We start from the raw sequence: 14,169 nt of genomic DNA on the forward strand, positions 1-14,169 counted from the left end.
CCGCAAAATACAGGCCCAACACTCAGCGCATTTGACCGATGAACGCAGCCACTTACAGTCCAACCCCACCGAAGCGCAAGCTGATCGGCTTGGCTGGCGTCGTGGTTTTGCACCTTGTGTTGTTTGGCGCCATTCAGGCTGGACTGAACCGCACGGCCCCGCCCAAAATGCCCACCGTGGTGCAGACGCTTTTGCTGGAAGAAAAGCGGTCCGAACTGCCACCCTTGCCGCCCCCTCCGGCACCGCCCACGCCACCCGCACCCACGCTGCCCAAGAACAGCCCGCCTCCGCCCACGACAGTGCCGCCCATCGAAGCACCTGTAGCGCCCGCCTCGCCCAACGCCATTGCGGCGGTGACCGCGCCCCCCCAGACGCCAGCGGCCCCATCTGCCCCTGCGCCCGCAGCAGCACCCAGAGCATCGGCCCCCACCCGCACAGCAGCGGGCGTCAACATCGCGCAGTGCGAAAAACCCGAATACCCCAGCGCATCCAGGCGCATGGAAGAAGAGGGCACTGTGGCACTGCGTTTTCTGGTGGGTGCAGACGGCAAGGTCATCCAGTCCGAGGTCGAGAAAAGTTCGGGCTACAAACGCCTGGACGACGCGGCCCGCGCGGGCCTGTCCAAGTGCCAGTTCCGCCCAGCCACAGTGGACGGCAAAGCCGAGCAAGCCTGGACCACCATCCGATACGTTTGGCGTCTGGAATGAGGCCACTTGCCCATCCAGCCACCGCAACACACACGCACATGACACAGCGCAAAGGAATTTCACCCATGTTCAACGCTTTTAAACACACCCTGGCGGGTGCCGCTTTGCTGACCGGCCTTTTGCTGGCAGGTCACAGCGAGGCGGCCCCCACCAACGAGCCCGCTGCGCCGACCACCAGCGCCGTGGCTGCACCCGCAGCAACCACGCTGACACCCGAAGCCACGGCCCTCACCGAGGACAACCCCTACGGCCTGGGCGCCCTGTGGTCGCAAGGCGATGCCATTGCCAAGGGCACGCTGTTGATTCTGGTGCTCATGAGCATGGGCAGCTGGTACGTGATCATCACCAAGTTTCGTGAGCAATCGAAATTGCAACAAATGGCCAAGGCAGCCCAAGCGAACTTCTGGAACGCGGGCTCGGTTCAGCAAGCGACCGAAGCGCTGGATGCCGCCAGCCCCTTCCGTTTCATTGCCGAAAAAGGCCTGGAAGGTGCATCCAAACACGGTGGCTTGCTGGGCGCGGTGGACTTCAACACCTGGGTGACGATGAGCATCCAACGGGCCATGGGCACGGTGCAAAGCCGCATGCAAGATGGCTTGGCGGTGCTGGCCACGGTCGGATCGACCGCGCCCTTTGTCGGCTTGTTTGGCACCGTGTGGGGCATCTACCATGCGCTGGTCAAAATCGGCATGTCGGGCCAGGCCAGCATCGACAAAGTGGCAGGCCCTGTGGGCGAAGCCCTGATCATGACCGCCATTGGTCTGGCAGTAGCCGTGCCTGCGGTGCTGGGCTACAACTGGCTGGTGCGCCGCAACAAAGCGGCCATGGAAGAAGTCAATGCTTTTGGTTCTGACCTGCACGCCGTGTTGCTGGCATCGGCCACGAAGTGAAGTCCCTCATGCCTTTGAACGGAAATTCACCATGGCCATGAACCTGGGCCCCAGCCTGGGGTCAAGCGATGAAGACGAGGTGATGGGCACCATCAACACCACGCCGCTGGTGGACGTGATGTTGGTGCTGCTGATCATTTTCCTGATCACCATTCCGGTGGTGACCACCTCCATCAAGGTGGACTTGCCCAAAGAGGCGAACGTGGTGCGGGAGACCCAACCCGAGAACGTGATCATCTCGGTCAACAAGGCGGGGCAGATTTTTCTGTACGACACCCCTATCAAAAACCCGGCCGATCTGCTAGGACGCATGAAAAAATTCTCAGCCATGAAGCCGCAACCCGAGGTTCAAATCCGGGGCGATGCGCAAAGTGACTTTGAATCCGTCGGACGGGTCATGTACGCGGTGCAACGTGCAGGCATCACCAAAGTCGGCTTCATCACCGACCCGGCCCACTGAAGCCCGAAGGACAAACACATGGCCATGAATCTGGGCACCGGCAGCCAAGACGAACCCGAAGTGATGATGGACATCAACACCACGCCACTGATTGACGTGATGCTGGTGCTGCTCATCATGCTGATCATCACCATCCCGGCGCAATTGCACTCGGTCAATCTGGACATGCCCGTGGCCGCCGCCACACCCCAGAAAACCGAGCCCTTGGTGATCAAGGTCGACATCGACGCCGACTCCAGCATGCGCTGGAACGGGCAAGCACTGCCCGACCGCCAGGCGCTGACAACCCGACTCACCGAAGCCGCGGCCTTGCAGCCACAGCCCGAGCTGCACATCCGCTCACATGCCAAAGCCAAATACGAAGCGGCAGTGGCGGTGCTGGCAGGTGCCCAACGTGCGGGTCTGACCAAGCTGGGCATTGTGGGCAGTGAACGGTTCGCGTATTGAATGTGATGGGTGCCCGGCCTCACCCTGCCTCAATCTGATGGTGCACCTGAAGCACTGGAGGCATTCACGAAGCAAAGAAAAAGCCGCTCCATGGAGCGGCTTTTTCATGAGAAGCACCGGGATCAGTCGGCGTATTTGCCTGCAGCGTCCACGGCTGTCTTGATCTTGACCATCTCGGCGGCCACAAATTTCTTGTGCTCGGCCGGGTCGGTGCGGTTGTCCGTCACCACCAAGGCACCCAAGCCTTCGTTCTTTTTGATGAACTCAGGGTCTTTCAGGGCTTTCTTCAAGGCATCGTTCAATGTCTTGGTGATGGCGGGGGGTGTGCCTTTGGGGGCATACAAACCATGCCAGATAGTCAGGTTAAAGCCCTTCACGCCCATCTCTTGCAAGCTGGGGTAGTGCTTGAGCACGGGGTGAGTGGCCAAAGGCTTGGCGGTGGTCACAGCAAAAGCCTTCACACGGCCCGACTCGATTTGTTGGGTGGTGTTGGTGGTCTGGTCACACATCACGTCGACCTGGCCGCCGATCAGTGCGGTCATGGCCGGTGCCGTGCCGCTGAACGGGATGGTGGTCATCGCGTCCTTGGTCTGCAAGCTGGATTGCCACAACAAACCACAAATGTGCGAGGCAGAACCCAGACCCGCGTGGGCGATGTTCAACTTGCCGGCGTTGGCGCGGATGTAGTTTTCAAAGTCGCGGTAGGTGTTGGCAGGCAGCTGGGGCTTGCCAATCAGCGTCATGGGCACGTCGTTGACCATGCCCAAAAATTCGAAGTCTTCCAGCGGCTTGTAAGAAATTTTGCGGTACAGCGCGGGCGTGGCCGCCATGCCGATATGGAACAACAACAGGCTGTGGCCATCGGGCGCGGCTTTGGCCACTTTGGTGGCACCGATCGTGCCGCCAGCGCCTGCGGCGTTTTCGACCACGAAGTTGCTGCCGGGAATCTGTTTGCGCATGGCTTCGGCCAAGTCACGGGCCACACGGTCCGTCGGGCCACCGGCCGTGAACGGCACCACGATGGAAATCGGTTTGGTGCCAGGGTAGGTTTGGGCTTGAGCCCCCACCGAGACAGCGGCCAACGCGGCCAGAGCAATCCATTGCTTCATTCTGAAACTCCTAAAAATGACAAGGTAGTCTAAACCTTGAGGAGTGTCGTCAAATCGCGGAAAGTACTTAGCGGCTTACCCTAGTTTGCCCCTGATTTTCAGAGGGAATTGATACCGTAAAAAGCCGGAAAAGCGCATCAGCAAGCCGATGCAGCCCCTTGCGGGGCCTGCATCACTGGTAACTGCGAGCGTCCTCAATGACCTTGCCATCGTTGGCCAGACTGCCCTGCGCCACCAGATGCACTTCACCGCGCAATTTGGTCACATCGCGCACGGCTTCGGACACACGCGCCTTCAGCGCGTCATCGGCCAAACGATCGGTCTCGACGTGTAGTGCCATCTGGTCGTTGGCCATCTCGCCCGTCACCACCAGGCGAGCCTTGGTGACTTCAGGGAAGCGTTTGACGATCTCGGCCACCTGACCGGGGTGGACAAACATGCCCCGGATTTTGGTGGTCTGGTCGGCTCGGCCCATCCAGCCCTTGATGCGCTGGCCCGTGCGGCCTGTGGGGCAGGTGCCCGGCAAGATGGCCGACAAATCGCCTGTGCCAAAACGGATCAAAGGGTAATCGGGGTTGAGCGTGGTGATGACCAACTCGCCCACCTCGCCTTCGGGCACAGGGTCGCCCGTGCCGGGGCGCACGATCTCGACGATCACGCCTTCGTCCAGCACCAGGCCTTCACGCGATGCGGTCTCATAAGCGATCAGGCCCACATCGGCCGTGGCGTAACACTGGTAAGCATCGACCCCGTGCGCGGTCATCCAGTCGCGCAGGCTGGGCGGAAAGGCCTCGCCCGACACCAAGGCCTTGCGCACGCTGGGCAAGGCCACGCCCATCTCGGCGGCTTTTTCGATGATGATTTTCAGGAAGCTGGGCGTGCCGATGTAGCCTGCAGGCTGCAACTCGGCCATGGCCCCCACTTGCTGCTCGGTCTGGCCGATGCCACCCGGGAACACGGTGCAGCCCAAGGCATGCGCGCCGGTTTCCATCATCGAGCCCGCAGGCGTGAAGTGGTAGCTGAAGCAGTTGTGGATCAACTCGCCCGGACGAAAGCCCGCCGCAAACATGGTGCGCGCCATGCGCCAGTAATCGGCGCGGGTGCCTTCGGGTTCGTAGATGGTGCCGGGGCTGGCAAAGACGCGGGTCATGCCCTTGCCAAAGCCGAGGGTGCTGAAACCGCCGAACACATTGCCGCCCGCTGCGCGCGCGGCCTTCTGGCGTTCGAGCAATTCGTATTTGCGGATCACAGGCAATTGGGCCAGCGCTGCGCGGCTGTTCACGCTGGTGGCATCCACGTCTTTGAGCAAGTCGGCAAAGGCCGGGGCCTTGGCCTTGGCATGCGCGACCTGCGCGGGCAAAGCGGCCATCAAGGCGGCTTCACGGACTTCAGGAGCGCGCGTTTCAAGAGCGTCGTAGTGCTTCATGGGTGCTGGACAGATCAATGTGGGAGCGCGCCCCTGCGCGCGAAAAAACGGTTGTGCGGGTGATCCATTCGCGCGCAGGGGCGCGCTCCCACAGGGAAGAGATTTTCGGCGTCCGGAGCCTCAAGCCAACCAGCGCTTGCGGCGCTTGTAGCTCTTGACGTCTTTGAAACTCTTGCGCTCACCGCCGCCCACGCCGAGGTAAAACTCTTTCACGTCTTCGTTGGTGCGCAGGTCTTCGGCAGCGCCATCCATCACCACGCGCCCCGACTCCATGATGTAGCCGTAGTCGGCGTACTTGAGCGCCATGTTGGTGTTCTGCTCGGCAATCAGGAAGGTGACTTTTTCTTTCTCGTTCAAATCTTTCACGATGTTGAACACCTCTTCCACGATCTGCGGCGCCAGGCCCATCGAGGGCTCGTCGAGCAACACCATGTTGGGGTTGGACATCAGGGCTCGGCCAATGGCGCACATCTGCTGCTCACCGCCCGAGGTGTAGGCCGCTTGCGAGGTGCGGCGCGTTTTAAGGCGCGGAAAGTAGTTGTAGACCTTTTCCAGGTTGGCCGCGATCTCGCCCTTGTCGGTGCGGGTGTAGCTGCCGGTCATCAGGTTTTCTTCGATGGTCAAGTGGGCAAAGCAGTGGCGGCCTTCCATGACCTGCACCACACCCCGGTTCACCAGGTCGGCTGGTGACAGGTTTTCGATGCGCTCACCGCGCAGCTCGATGCTGCCTTTGGTGACCTCTCCGCGCTCACCCTTGAGCAAGTTGGAGATCGCACGCAGCGTGGTGGTTTTGCCTGCGCCGTTGCCGCCCAGCAAGGCCACAATGCCCCGCTCGGGCACTTGCAAGGAAACGCCCTTGAGCACCAGGATGACGTGGTTGTAAATGACTTCGATGCCATTGACGTTGAGAATGATGTTTGAATCGTTCATGTGCGGCCTGTTTGAATCAACTGAAAGACAAGTCACCAAGGCTGGTCTTTCAGTTGACGGCTCACGCGTCAGCGCGAGCCATCAACTTCAGTCACTGAGCGGGGTCAATCAAGACTGGCAATCCGCAGGCGTGCGGCGTGTCATTTTCTTGTCGGCCAGGTACTTGTCTGCACCAGCTTTGACCATGGGCTTCAGGATCTGCTCATCGGCTTGGATGAAGTCAGAGCTGAAGCTCCACTTGCTGCCGTCCCACGTTTGAACGCGGGCTGCAGTAGAACCCATGTGGTCAGCGCACGATGTGGACAGCGGCTGCATGATGCCGGTGAAGCCCATGGCGTCCAGACGCTTTTGGTCCAGTGCCAGGTTTTCCAGGCCCCAACGCACTTGCTCGCTGGTCATGACCTTGCCTTTGCCGAAACGCTCTTGCGCACGGCGCACAGCCTCGACGCTCAGCATCGAGATGATCACACCACGGGTGTAGAGCACTTGGCCGACTTCGTCTTTGGGGCCAGAGCCTTGGCTTTTGCCGTGCACGTGTTTCAGGATGTCCTGGATCACTTTGGGCTGTGTGCCCGATGTGTTCAAAGCCAAGGCGTTGTAGCCCTTGGCACCTTCGCCGACGTCTTTGACATCAGGCTCGGCACCCGCCCACCACACGCCATACATCTTGTCGCGGGGGTAGCCCGTGGCTTGTGCTTCTTTCAAGGCGGTGGAGTTCATCACGCCCCAGCCCCACAGCATCACGTAGTCAGGACGGCTTTGACGCACTTGCAACCAAGCCGACTTCTGCTCCACGCCAGGCGCTGTCACGGGGATCAGTTGCAGCTCGAAACCGTGCATCTTGGCGCGCTCTTGCAGCAGGGGAATCGGCTCTTTGCCAAATGGCGAGTCGTGGTACACCAAGGCAATTTTCTTACCCTTGAGCTTGTCGAGGCCGCCTTCTTTTTTGCCCAGATGCTGCACCAAAATGTCAGCGCCCGTCCAGTAGCTGCCCATCAGTGGGAAGTTCCATTTGAAGGCCATGCCGTCTTGTGCGATCGACAAGCCGTAGCCCAGCGTAACAAGAGGCACTTTGTCGGCGGTCACTTTTTCGGTCAGGGCAAAGGTGATGCCTGTGGCCTGTGGATCGAACAGGGTCACGCCAGGACGGCCTTTCAGGCGCTCGTAGCATTCGACACCGCGGTCGGTGGCGTAGCCGGTTTCGCACTCTTCAAAAGTGATCTTCACGCCATTGATGCCGCCATCGCGGGCATTGATCAGCTTGAGGTAGTCCTGCTTGCCGTTGGCCCATGGAATGCCGTTGGGGGCATAGGGACCGGTGCGGTAAGACAGCAACGGGAAAAACTGTTCTTTGGCTTGCGCCTGAACGGATGTCGCCAGCAGCGACGATGCAGCAGTTGCCACAGCGGCCACGGCCAAAATCAAATCACGCATCTTCATGTTTGTCTCCTTAGAAAAAATTAACACTCACACAAAACAACTCAATGGGGGAAGGGCCACAAGCGCAACTTCTGCTTGGCGATCGACCACAACTTGGCCAGGCCATGCGGCTCCACGATCAGGAACCACACGATCAAGCCACCAAAGATCATCAACTCGGCATGCGACACACCGGCGGTAGAAATTTCAAAACCGGCCAAGCCTGCCAAGGCTGGCAACACTTGGCTCAGGGCAATCGGCAGCAAAGTGATGAAGGCCGCGCCCAAAAAGCCACCCAGGATAGAGCCCAGACCGCCGATGATCACCATGAACAACAGGCGGAAGGAGATGTCCACCGAGAAAGCCGCTGGCTCCCAGGCACCCAGGTAAACAAAGGCCCACAGACCACCCGCCACACCCACGATGAAAGAGCTCACCGCAAAGGCGCTCAGCTTGGCGTACATCGGGCGAATGCCGATCACGGCCGCGGCCACGTCCATGTCACGGATGGCCATCCACTCGCGGCCCACGGCGCTGCGCACCAGGTTCTTGGCCAGCAAGGCGATCACCACCAGCACCCCCAGGCACAACCAGTATTTGCTCAAGGCACTGTCAATCGGCAGACCGAACACTTGCAACTCGGACACCGACACCGAGCCCGAAGGCGAATCGTTGGTCAGCCACTTGATGCGCAAGAACATCCAGTCGCTGAAGAACTGAGCGGCCAGCGTGGCCACGGCCAGGTAGAGGCCTTTGACCCGCAAGCTGGGCAAGCCAAACAAAATGCCGAACACCGTGGCGCACAAGCCGCCCAGAATCAAAGCCGGGATCAAGGGCAGACCGGGCATGCGCACAAAGAAGTTGTAAGCGCCATAAGCCCCTACCGCCATGAATGCACCTGAGCCCAGCGAAATCTGACCGCAGTAACCCACCAGGATGTTCACGCCCAGCGCGGCCAGCGACATGATCAAAAAGGGGATCAGGATCGCACGGAAAAAGTAGTCTGAGGCGAGCATGGGCACCACCGCAACGGCGAACACCAGCAGCAGAGCCATGACGATCCGGTCTTGCCGGATCGGCAGGATTTGCTGATCGGCCCGGTAAGTGGTTTTGAATTGACCGTTTTCTCTGTAAAACATATTTTTTCCTTACACGCGGTCGATGATCTTTTCGCCAAACAGCCCCTGAGGACGGATCAGCAAGAAACCCAGCGCCAGCACATAGGCAAACCAGATCTCGATACCACCGCCCACATAAGCGCCCAGATACACCTCGGAGAGTTTCTCGCCGACACCGATGATCAAGCCGCCGATGATGGCGCCCGGCACCGACGTCAAGCCACCCAAAATGACGACGGGCAAGGCGCGCAAAGCCACTGTGGCCAGCGAGAACTGCACACCCAACTTGCTGCCCCAGATCATGCCGGCCACCAAGGCCACAATGCCTGCGACACACCAAACGATCACCCAGATGCGGTTGAGCGGAATGCCAATGGATTGCGCAGCCTGGTGGTCATCGGCCACCGCACGCAAAGCGCGACCTGTCGAAGTTTTTTGGAAGAAGACGGTGAGCAAAGCGACCAGCGCCGCAGCAATCAAGGCTGCGTAGAAGTCTTCCTTGTTGACCAGTACGCCGCCCTGGAACATGCCTTCGAGAATGAAGACCGGATCCTTGGGCATGCCAATGTCGATCTTGTAGATGCTGCTGCCAAACAGGGTCTGGCCGAGGCCTTCGAGGAAATAGGCAATGCCCAAGGTGGCCATCAGCAAGGTCGCGCCTTCCTGGTTGACCAGGTGCCGCAACACCAGATACTCGACTGCCCAGGCCACAATGAACATGACCGCTGCGGCCATGATGAAGGCCAGCACGTTGGCCATCAGCAGGCTGTCCACGCCCGTCCACTGCGGAATCCATTCGGAAAACCGCGCCATCGACAAAGCGCCAAACAGCACCATCGCGCCCTGAGCGAAGTTGAAAACGCCCGAGGCTTTGAAAATGAGCACGAAGCCCAAAGCCACCAGCGAATACAACATGCCCGCCATCAGGCCGCCGAGCAATGTTTCAAGAAAGAATGCCATCTTTAAATCCTTGTTCGTGCGGGTTCGTTAGTGCGAAGTGCCCAGATAGGCACTGATCACTTCTTCGTTGTTGCGCACCTCATCGGGCGTGCCGTCGCCAATTTTCTTGCCGTAGTCCAACACCACCACACGGTCCGAGATGTCCATCACCACGCCCATGTCGTGCTCGATCAAGACCACGGTGGTGCCGAATTCGTCGTTCACATCCAGAATGAAGCGGCACATGTCCTGCTTTTCTTCCAGGTTCATACCGGCCATGGGCTCGTCGAGCAGCAACACTTGCGGCTCCATCGCCAGCGCGCGACCCAAGTCAACACGCTTTTGCAAACCGTAAGGCAACTGGCCCACGGCGGTCTTGCGGAACGCCTGAATCTCCAGAAAGTCGATGATGTGTTCGACTTTTTGACGGTGTTCTTCTTCCTCGCGCTGGGCAGGGCCGATGCGCAAGGCTTGCATCAGCAAGTTGCTTTTGATCTTGAGGTTGCGGCCCGACATGATGTTGTCGATCACGCTCATGCCCTTGAACAAGGCCAGGTTCTGGAAGGTGCGGGCAATGCCCATCTCGGCCACCTGACGGCTGTTCATGTGGTCAAAGGTCTGGCCACGGAACGTGATCGAGCCCTCTTGCGGTGTGTAGACACCGTTGATGCAGTTGAGCATCGAGCTTTTGCCTGCACCGTTGGGGCCAATGATGGCGCGCACTTCGTGCTCGCGCACATTGAACGAGATGTCGGTCAGCGCTTTCACGCCACCGAATCGCAAACTGATGTTCTTGACGTCGAGGATGACGTCGCCGATTTTCTTGGTCATGCTGCTGCCTTCACGGGTGTGAATGTCTTGGCGTCGGAAATCTTGAGCGTGGCGCTCACGCTGCCTGTACGACCATCTTCGAACTTGACGACGGTCTCGATGAACTGCTCGGCCTTGCCTTCGTACAGGCCATCGACCAGCGGTTTGTATTTTTCGGCAATGAAGCCACGGCGGACCTTGTTGGTGCGGGTCAACTCGCCATCGTCAGCGTCCAGCTCTTTGTGCAGCACCAGGAATCGGCTGACCTGGCTGCCCGCCAGCAAAGCGTCTTCGGCCAGGTCGGCGTTGACTTTTTCCACGCACTCCTTGATGAGCTGGTAGACCTCGGGCTTTTGCGCCAGATCGGTGTAACCGGCGTAAGGCAGGTTGCGGCGCTCGGCCCAGTTGCCCACGGCATCAAAGTCGATGTTGATCATCACGCAGACTTTTTCGCGCTGGTCGCCATAGGCCACCACTTCCTTGATGTACTGGAAGAACTTGAGTTTGTTCTCCACGTACTTGGGCGCGAACATCGCGCCATCGTTGGCACCGCCCTTGATGCGACCCACGTCTTTCACGCGGTCGATGATCTTGAGGTGACCATGTGAATCGATGAAGCCCGCATCGCTGGTGTGGTACCAGCCGTCGGCCGTCAGCACTTCGGCAGTGGCTTCAGGGTTCTTGTAATAGCCCTTGAGCAACCCAGGCGACTTGACCAGGATTTCACCGTTGTCAGCGACCTTGATTTCCACGCCCTTGCAAGGCACGCCCACGGTGTCGGCGCGTGCTTCGTTGTCGGGCTGCAGGCACACGAACACCGCAGTTTCGGTGGAGCCGTACAGCTGCTTGATGTTCACACCGATAGAGCGGAAGAAGGTGAACAGGTCCGGGCCAATCGCCTCACCCGCGGTGTAGGCCACGCGCACACGGCTGAAACCCATGTTGTTGCGCAAAGGGCCATAAACCATGAAGTTGCCCACGGCATAGACCAAGCGGTCCAACAGGCCCACGGGGTGACCGTCCATCAAGGCTGGACCGACCTTTTTGGCGACAGCCATGAAGGCATGGAACATCTTGCGCTTGAACGCACCCGCGTCTTCCATGCGGATCATCACGCTGGTCAGCATGCCTTCAAACACGCGAGGGGGCGCGAAATAATAAGTCGGGCCGATTTCTTTCAGGTCGATGGTCACGGTGGCTGCCGACTCGGGGCAGTTGACCACGTAGCCACACACCAGCCACTGCGCGTAGCTGAAGATGTTCTGGCCAATCCAAGCGGGGGGCATGTAGGCCAGCACGTCTTCGGTGTTGGTCAGCTTGTCAAATTCAGCGCCTGCATCGGCCCGGTCGATCAGCGAGCTGTGGGTGTGCACCACGCCCTTGGGGTTGCCTGTGGTGCCCGAAGTGAAGAACATCGCGGCCACATCGGTGTGGTCGGCTTTTTCGACTTCTTCGGAGAAAAATTGCGAATGCTGCTTGGCAAACACCGCGCCTGCAGCGATCAGCTCTTCGAGCGAGCCCAAGCCATCTTCGGTGTACTTGCGCAGACCGCGTGGATCGTCGTAGTAAATGTGGGTCAGCTGCGGGCACTTCTCGCGCACTTCCAGCATCTTGTCGACCTGCTCCTGGTCTTCGACCACGCAAAAACGCACTTCGGCATTGGTGATGGGAAACACGCACTCTGCGGCAGCGGCATCCTGGTACAGCGGCACAGGGATCGCCCCCAGCGACTGGGCGGCCAGCATGGTGGCATAAAGACGTGGGCGGTTGGAGCCCACCACGATCAGGTGCTCACCGCGCTGCAACCCCGCTTGGTGCAAGCCGCAAGCCACCGACTCGACCAAGCTGGCCAGGTCAGCCCAATTCGTGGTTTGCCAGATGCCGTATTCCTTTTCGCGCAGCGCAGGCGCACTCGGGCGCTCTGCAGCATGCTTGAGCATCAATCGGGGAAACGTTGTTTGCATGACCGGACCTGTCTCCAAAACTTGAACTGAAACGGCACACCCACACGGATGCGTCTTGATTCGAGAACGGATGCTATGGGCCAGTTTGACGTCAAGTTGTCGTTTCGACGACAATTTAGGGAAGACCCCTAGCACAACTGACCACTTCCTGACGCGAACGCCCCGCCATGACCACCGAACCCAGCGTTTACCAGCGCCGACGCGCGCCCACCCCCACCGAACTGCAAGAAATCCCCTGGTTGGCCTTGCTGCGAAGCGAGGAACGTGAGCGGATCGTGCCCCAGTTGGTGGTCAGCGACCCCCAAACGGGCGACCACGTTTGCCGCGTCGGACGCCCCGTCACGTATTGGTTTGGTGTCATCTCAGGCTTGCTGAAGATGAGCACCGACAGCGAAAGCGGCCAAACCATGACCTTCACGGGCGTGCCGCCGGGTGGCTGGTTTGGTGAGGGCACCGCCCTCAAGCGCGAGGTCTACCGCTACAACATCCAGGCCCTGCGCCCCAGCGTGGTGGCCGGACTGCCGCTGGAGACCTTTCATTGGCTGATTGACCACTCGCTGGGCTTCAACCGATTCATCATGCACCAGCTCAACGAACGCCTGGGTCAGTTCATCGCTGCCCGCGAACTGGACCGCATGAACAACCCCGAACTCCGCCTTGCGCGGCACTTGGCCACGCTGTTCAATCCGGTGCTGTTTTCGGGCGTAGGCGAAGTGCTGCGCATCACGCAGCAAGAGCTGGCCTATCTGGTGGGCCTGTCGCGCCAACGGGTCAACGAAGCGCTGCGCGTGCTCGAAGCACGCCAACTCATCCGCGTGGAATACGGCGGGCTGCGCATTCTGGATCTGAATGGGCTGCGAACCGCTCAATTTTCTTGACGCAGGTTGTGAGAGCGAGCCCCTGCTCGCGAATGCGCGCACGACACAACAACGGTTTGTCACATTCACCATTCGGCCGCAGAGGTGGCCTCCCACAAAAGAGGGACAATTGGCGACCTGCCCATTCGGCTCTTTTCTGACACCGCAAACCCCATGACCCAGCCCCCCGTTTTCAAACGCGCCCCCCGCCCTGAAGGCAAAGGCGAAGCCGCAGCCCCCAGCGGCACCTCGCGCCTGAACAAACGCATGGCCGAGTTGCGCATGTGCTCGCGCCGTGAAGCCGATGCCTGGATCGAACAAGGCTGGGTCCAGGTCAACGGCCTGCCCGCCAGCATGGGGCAACAAGTCACGCTGTCGGACCGCATCACCATCGACAAAGCGGCCGAACAACAGCAAGACCGGCAAGTGACTATTCTTTTGCACAAGCCCATGGGCTATGTGAGCGGCCAGGCCGAAGACGGGCACGAGCCCGCCATCACCCTGATCAACCCGCGCAGCCACTGGGGCGGCGACCCGTCCAAGCTGCGTTTCACACCGCCCCACCTGCGCGGCCTGGCCCCGGCGGGGCGCCTCGACATCGACTCCACCGGCCTCTTGGTGTTGACGCAAGACGGCCGCGTGGCGCGTCAGCTGATCGGCGAAGACTCGGAGATGGAAAAGGAATACCTGGTGCGCGTGGCCTACACCGGCCACGAGAACACCGCTGCGGCGTCTGCGGCGTCGGCCACCTATGGCGGCAAGGCCAACCAGCTGACAGCCATCGGTGACTTCGACCGCGTGAGCGCCAACGTGCAAGCGGTGTTTCCGGCAGCGCAACTGGAACGCCTGCGCCACGGCCTGAGCCTGGACGGCAAGCCCCTCAAGCCCGCCAAAGTGGAATGGCAAAACCCCGAGCAGTTGCGCTTTGTGCTGACCGAAGGCAAAAAGCGCCAGATCCGCCGCATGTGCGAGCAAGTTGGCCTGAAAGTCGTCGGCCTCAAACGCATCCGCATGGGCGGTGTGCAATTGGGCCAGATGCCTGCAGGGCAGTGGCGGTATTTGGGGCCGAACGAATCGTTCTGAAGGAGACATC

Annotated in this window: 14 protein-coding genes; 6 read left to right on the forward strand and 8 right to left on the reverse strand. The window is 60.0% G+C overall.

Going from position 1 to position 14,169, the window contains the following annotated elements:
• The first annotated feature begins 38 nt into the window (after window positions 1-38).
• From B9Z33_RS01610 to B9Z33_RS01625, 4 genes are all read left to right on the forward strand, one after another.
• On the forward strand, window positions 39-707 hold the full coding sequence (locus tag B9Z33_RS01610; RefSeq protein ID WP_108285276.1) for an energy transducer TonB: 669 nt from the start codon (window positions 39-41) through the stop codon (window positions 705-707).
• Window positions 708-772: 65 nt separating this feature from the next.
• Window positions 773-1,597 carry a MotA/TolQ/ExbB proton channel family protein gene (locus B9Z33_RS01615; RefSeq protein ID WP_108285277.1) on the forward strand — a complete coding sequence of 275 codons (825 nt, stop codon included), beginning with the start codon at window positions 773-775 and terminating at the stop codon, window positions 1,595-1,597.
• A 31-nt stretch (window positions 1,598-1,628) separates the two neighbouring features.
• On the forward strand, window positions 1,629-2,057 hold the full coding sequence (locus B9Z33_RS01620; RefSeq protein WP_108285278.1) for a biopolymer transporter ExbD: 429 nt from the start codon (window positions 1,629-1,631) through the stop codon (window positions 2,055-2,057).
• Between the two features lie 18 nt (window positions 2,058-2,075).
• Window positions 2,076-2,504, forward strand: a complete 429-nt coding sequence (locus tag B9Z33_RS01625; protein ID WP_108285279.1) for a biopolymer transporter ExbD — start codon at window positions 2,076-2,078, stop codon at window positions 2,502-2,504.
• A gap of 122 nt (window positions 2,505-2,626) precedes the next feature.
• Here B9Z33_RS01625 and B9Z33_RS01630 read toward each other — a convergent pair whose 3' ends face one another.
• From B9Z33_RS01630 to B9Z33_RS01665, 8 genes are all read right to left on the reverse strand, one after another.
• On the reverse strand, window positions 2,627-3,613 hold the full coding sequence (locus tag B9Z33_RS01630) for a tripartite tricarboxylate transporter substrate-binding protein (RefSeq protein WP_108285280.1): 987 nt from the start codon (window positions 3,611-3,613) through the stop codon (window positions 2,627-2,629).
• Window positions 3,614-3,785: 172 nt separating this feature from the next.
• Complete coding sequence (locus B9Z33_RS01635; protein WP_108285281.1) at window positions 3,786-5,039, reverse strand: phenylacetate--CoA ligase family protein; 1,254 nt, start codon at window positions 5,037-5,039, stop codon at window positions 3,786-3,788.
• A gap of 120 nt (window positions 5,040-5,159) precedes the next feature.
• Complete coding sequence (locus tag B9Z33_RS01640; RefSeq protein WP_108285282.1) at window positions 5,160-5,969, reverse strand: ABC transporter ATP-binding protein; 810 nt, start codon at window positions 5,967-5,969, stop codon at window positions 5,160-5,162.
• 108 nt (window positions 5,970-6,077) lie between these two features.
• On the reverse strand, window positions 6,078-7,409 hold the full coding sequence (locus B9Z33_RS01645; RefSeq protein ID WP_108285283.1) for an ABC transporter substrate-binding protein: 1,332 nt from the start codon (window positions 7,407-7,409) through the stop codon (window positions 6,078-6,080).
• Window positions 7,410-7,450: 41 nt separating this feature from the next.
• Window positions 7,451-8,527, reverse strand: a complete 1,077-nt coding sequence (locus B9Z33_RS01650; RefSeq protein ID WP_108285284.1) for a branched-chain amino acid ABC transporter permease — start codon at window positions 8,525-8,527, stop codon at window positions 7,451-7,453.
• 9 nt (window positions 8,528-8,536) lie between these two features.
• Window positions 8,537-9,466: a branched-chain amino acid ABC transporter permease gene (locus B9Z33_RS01655; protein ID WP_108285285.1), complete on the reverse strand. Its 930-nt coding sequence runs from the start codon at window positions 9,464-9,466 to the stop codon at window positions 8,537-8,539.
• Window positions 9,467-9,493: 27 nt separating this feature from the next.
• Window positions 9,494-10,276: an ABC transporter ATP-binding protein gene (locus B9Z33_RS01660; RefSeq protein ID WP_108285286.1), complete on the reverse strand. Its 783-nt coding sequence runs from the start codon at window positions 10,274-10,276 to the stop codon at window positions 9,494-9,496.
• Window positions 10,273-12,219 (reverse strand): long-chain fatty acid--CoA ligase, encoded by a 1,947-nt coding sequence (locus B9Z33_RS01665; RefSeq protein WP_108285287.1) that lies wholly within the window; start codon window positions 12,217-12,219, stop codon window positions 10,273-10,275. The genes B9Z33_RS01660 and B9Z33_RS01665 overlap by 4 nt, the downstream gene beginning before the upstream one ends.
• Before the next feature lie 167 nt (window positions 12,220-12,386).
• On the opposite strand from B9Z33_RS01665, the gene B9Z33_RS01670 reads away from it, so the two are divergent.
• Window positions 12,387-13,097, forward strand: coding sequence for a Crp/Fnr family transcriptional regulator (locus B9Z33_RS01670; RefSeq protein WP_108285288.1), 711 nt, complete (start codon window positions 12,387-12,389; stop codon window positions 13,095-13,097).
• A gap of 153 nt (window positions 13,098-13,250) precedes the next feature.
• Window positions 13,251-14,159: a pseudouridine synthase gene (locus tag B9Z33_RS01675; RefSeq protein WP_108285289.1), complete on the forward strand. Its 909-nt coding sequence runs from the start codon at window positions 13,251-13,253 to the stop codon at window positions 14,157-14,159.
• Window positions 14,160-14,169 lie beyond the last annotated feature (10 nt).

Source organism: Limnohabitans sp. T6-20, assembly GCF_003063505.1.
Taxonomy (GTDB): Bacteria; Pseudomonadota; Gammaproteobacteria; order Burkholderiales; family Burkholderiaceae_C; genus Limnohabitans_A.

What these genes read in the sequence shown, in the direction of transcription:
- B9Z33_RS01610 (WP_108285276.1), top strand. Translation starts at nt 39, where the DNA reads ATGAACGCAGCCACTTACAGTCCAACCCCACCGAAGCGCAAGCTGATC.
- B9Z33_RS01615 (WP_108285277.1), top strand. Translation starts at nt 773, where the DNA reads ATGTTCAACGCTTTTAAACACACCCTGGCGGGTGCCGCTTTGCTGACC.
- B9Z33_RS01620 (WP_108285278.1), top strand. Translation starts at nt 1,629, where the DNA reads ATGGCCATGAACCTGGGCCCCAGCCTGGGGTCAAGCGATGAAGACGAG.
- B9Z33_RS01625 (WP_108285279.1), top strand. Translation starts at nt 2,076, where the DNA reads ATGGCCATGAATCTGGGCACCGGCAGCCAAGACGAACCCGAAGTGATG.
- B9Z33_RS01630 (WP_108285280.1), bottom strand. Translation starts at nt 3,613, where the DNA reads ATGAAGCAATGGATTGCTCTGGCCGCGTTGGCCGCTGTCTCGGTGGGG.
- B9Z33_RS01635 (WP_108285281.1), bottom strand. Translation starts at nt 5,039, where the DNA reads ATGAAGCACTACGACGCTCTTGAAACGCGCGCTCCTGAAGTCCGTGAA.
- B9Z33_RS01640 (WP_108285282.1), bottom strand. Translation starts at nt 5,969, where the DNA reads ATGAACGATTCAAACATCATTCTCAACGTCAATGGCATCGAAGTCATT.
- B9Z33_RS01645 (WP_108285283.1), bottom strand. Translation starts at nt 7,409, where the DNA reads ATGAAGATGCGTGATTTGATTTTGGCCGTGGCCGCTGTGGCAACTGCT.
- B9Z33_RS01650 (WP_108285284.1), bottom strand. Translation starts at nt 8,527, where the DNA reads ATGTTTTACAGAGAAAACGGTCAATTCAAAACCACTTACCGGGCCGAT.
- B9Z33_RS01655 (WP_108285285.1), bottom strand. Translation starts at nt 9,466, where the DNA reads ATGGCATTCTTTCTTGAAACATTGCTCGGCGGCCTGATGGCGGGCATG.
- B9Z33_RS01660 (WP_108285286.1), bottom strand. Translation starts at nt 10,276, where the DNA reads ATGACCAAGAAAATCGGCGACGTCATCCTCGACGTCAAGAACATCAGT.
- B9Z33_RS01665 (WP_108285287.1), bottom strand. Translation starts at nt 12,219, where the DNA reads ATGCAAACAACGTTTCCCCGATTGATGCTCAAGCATGCTGCAGAGCGC.
- B9Z33_RS01670 (WP_108285288.1), top strand. Translation starts at nt 12,387, where the DNA reads ATGACCACCGAACCCAGCGTTTACCAGCGCCGACGCGCGCCCACCCCC.
- B9Z33_RS01675 (WP_108285289.1), top strand. Translation starts at nt 13,251, where the DNA reads ATGACCCAGCCCCCCGTTTTCAAACGCGCCCCCCGCCCTGAAGGCAAA.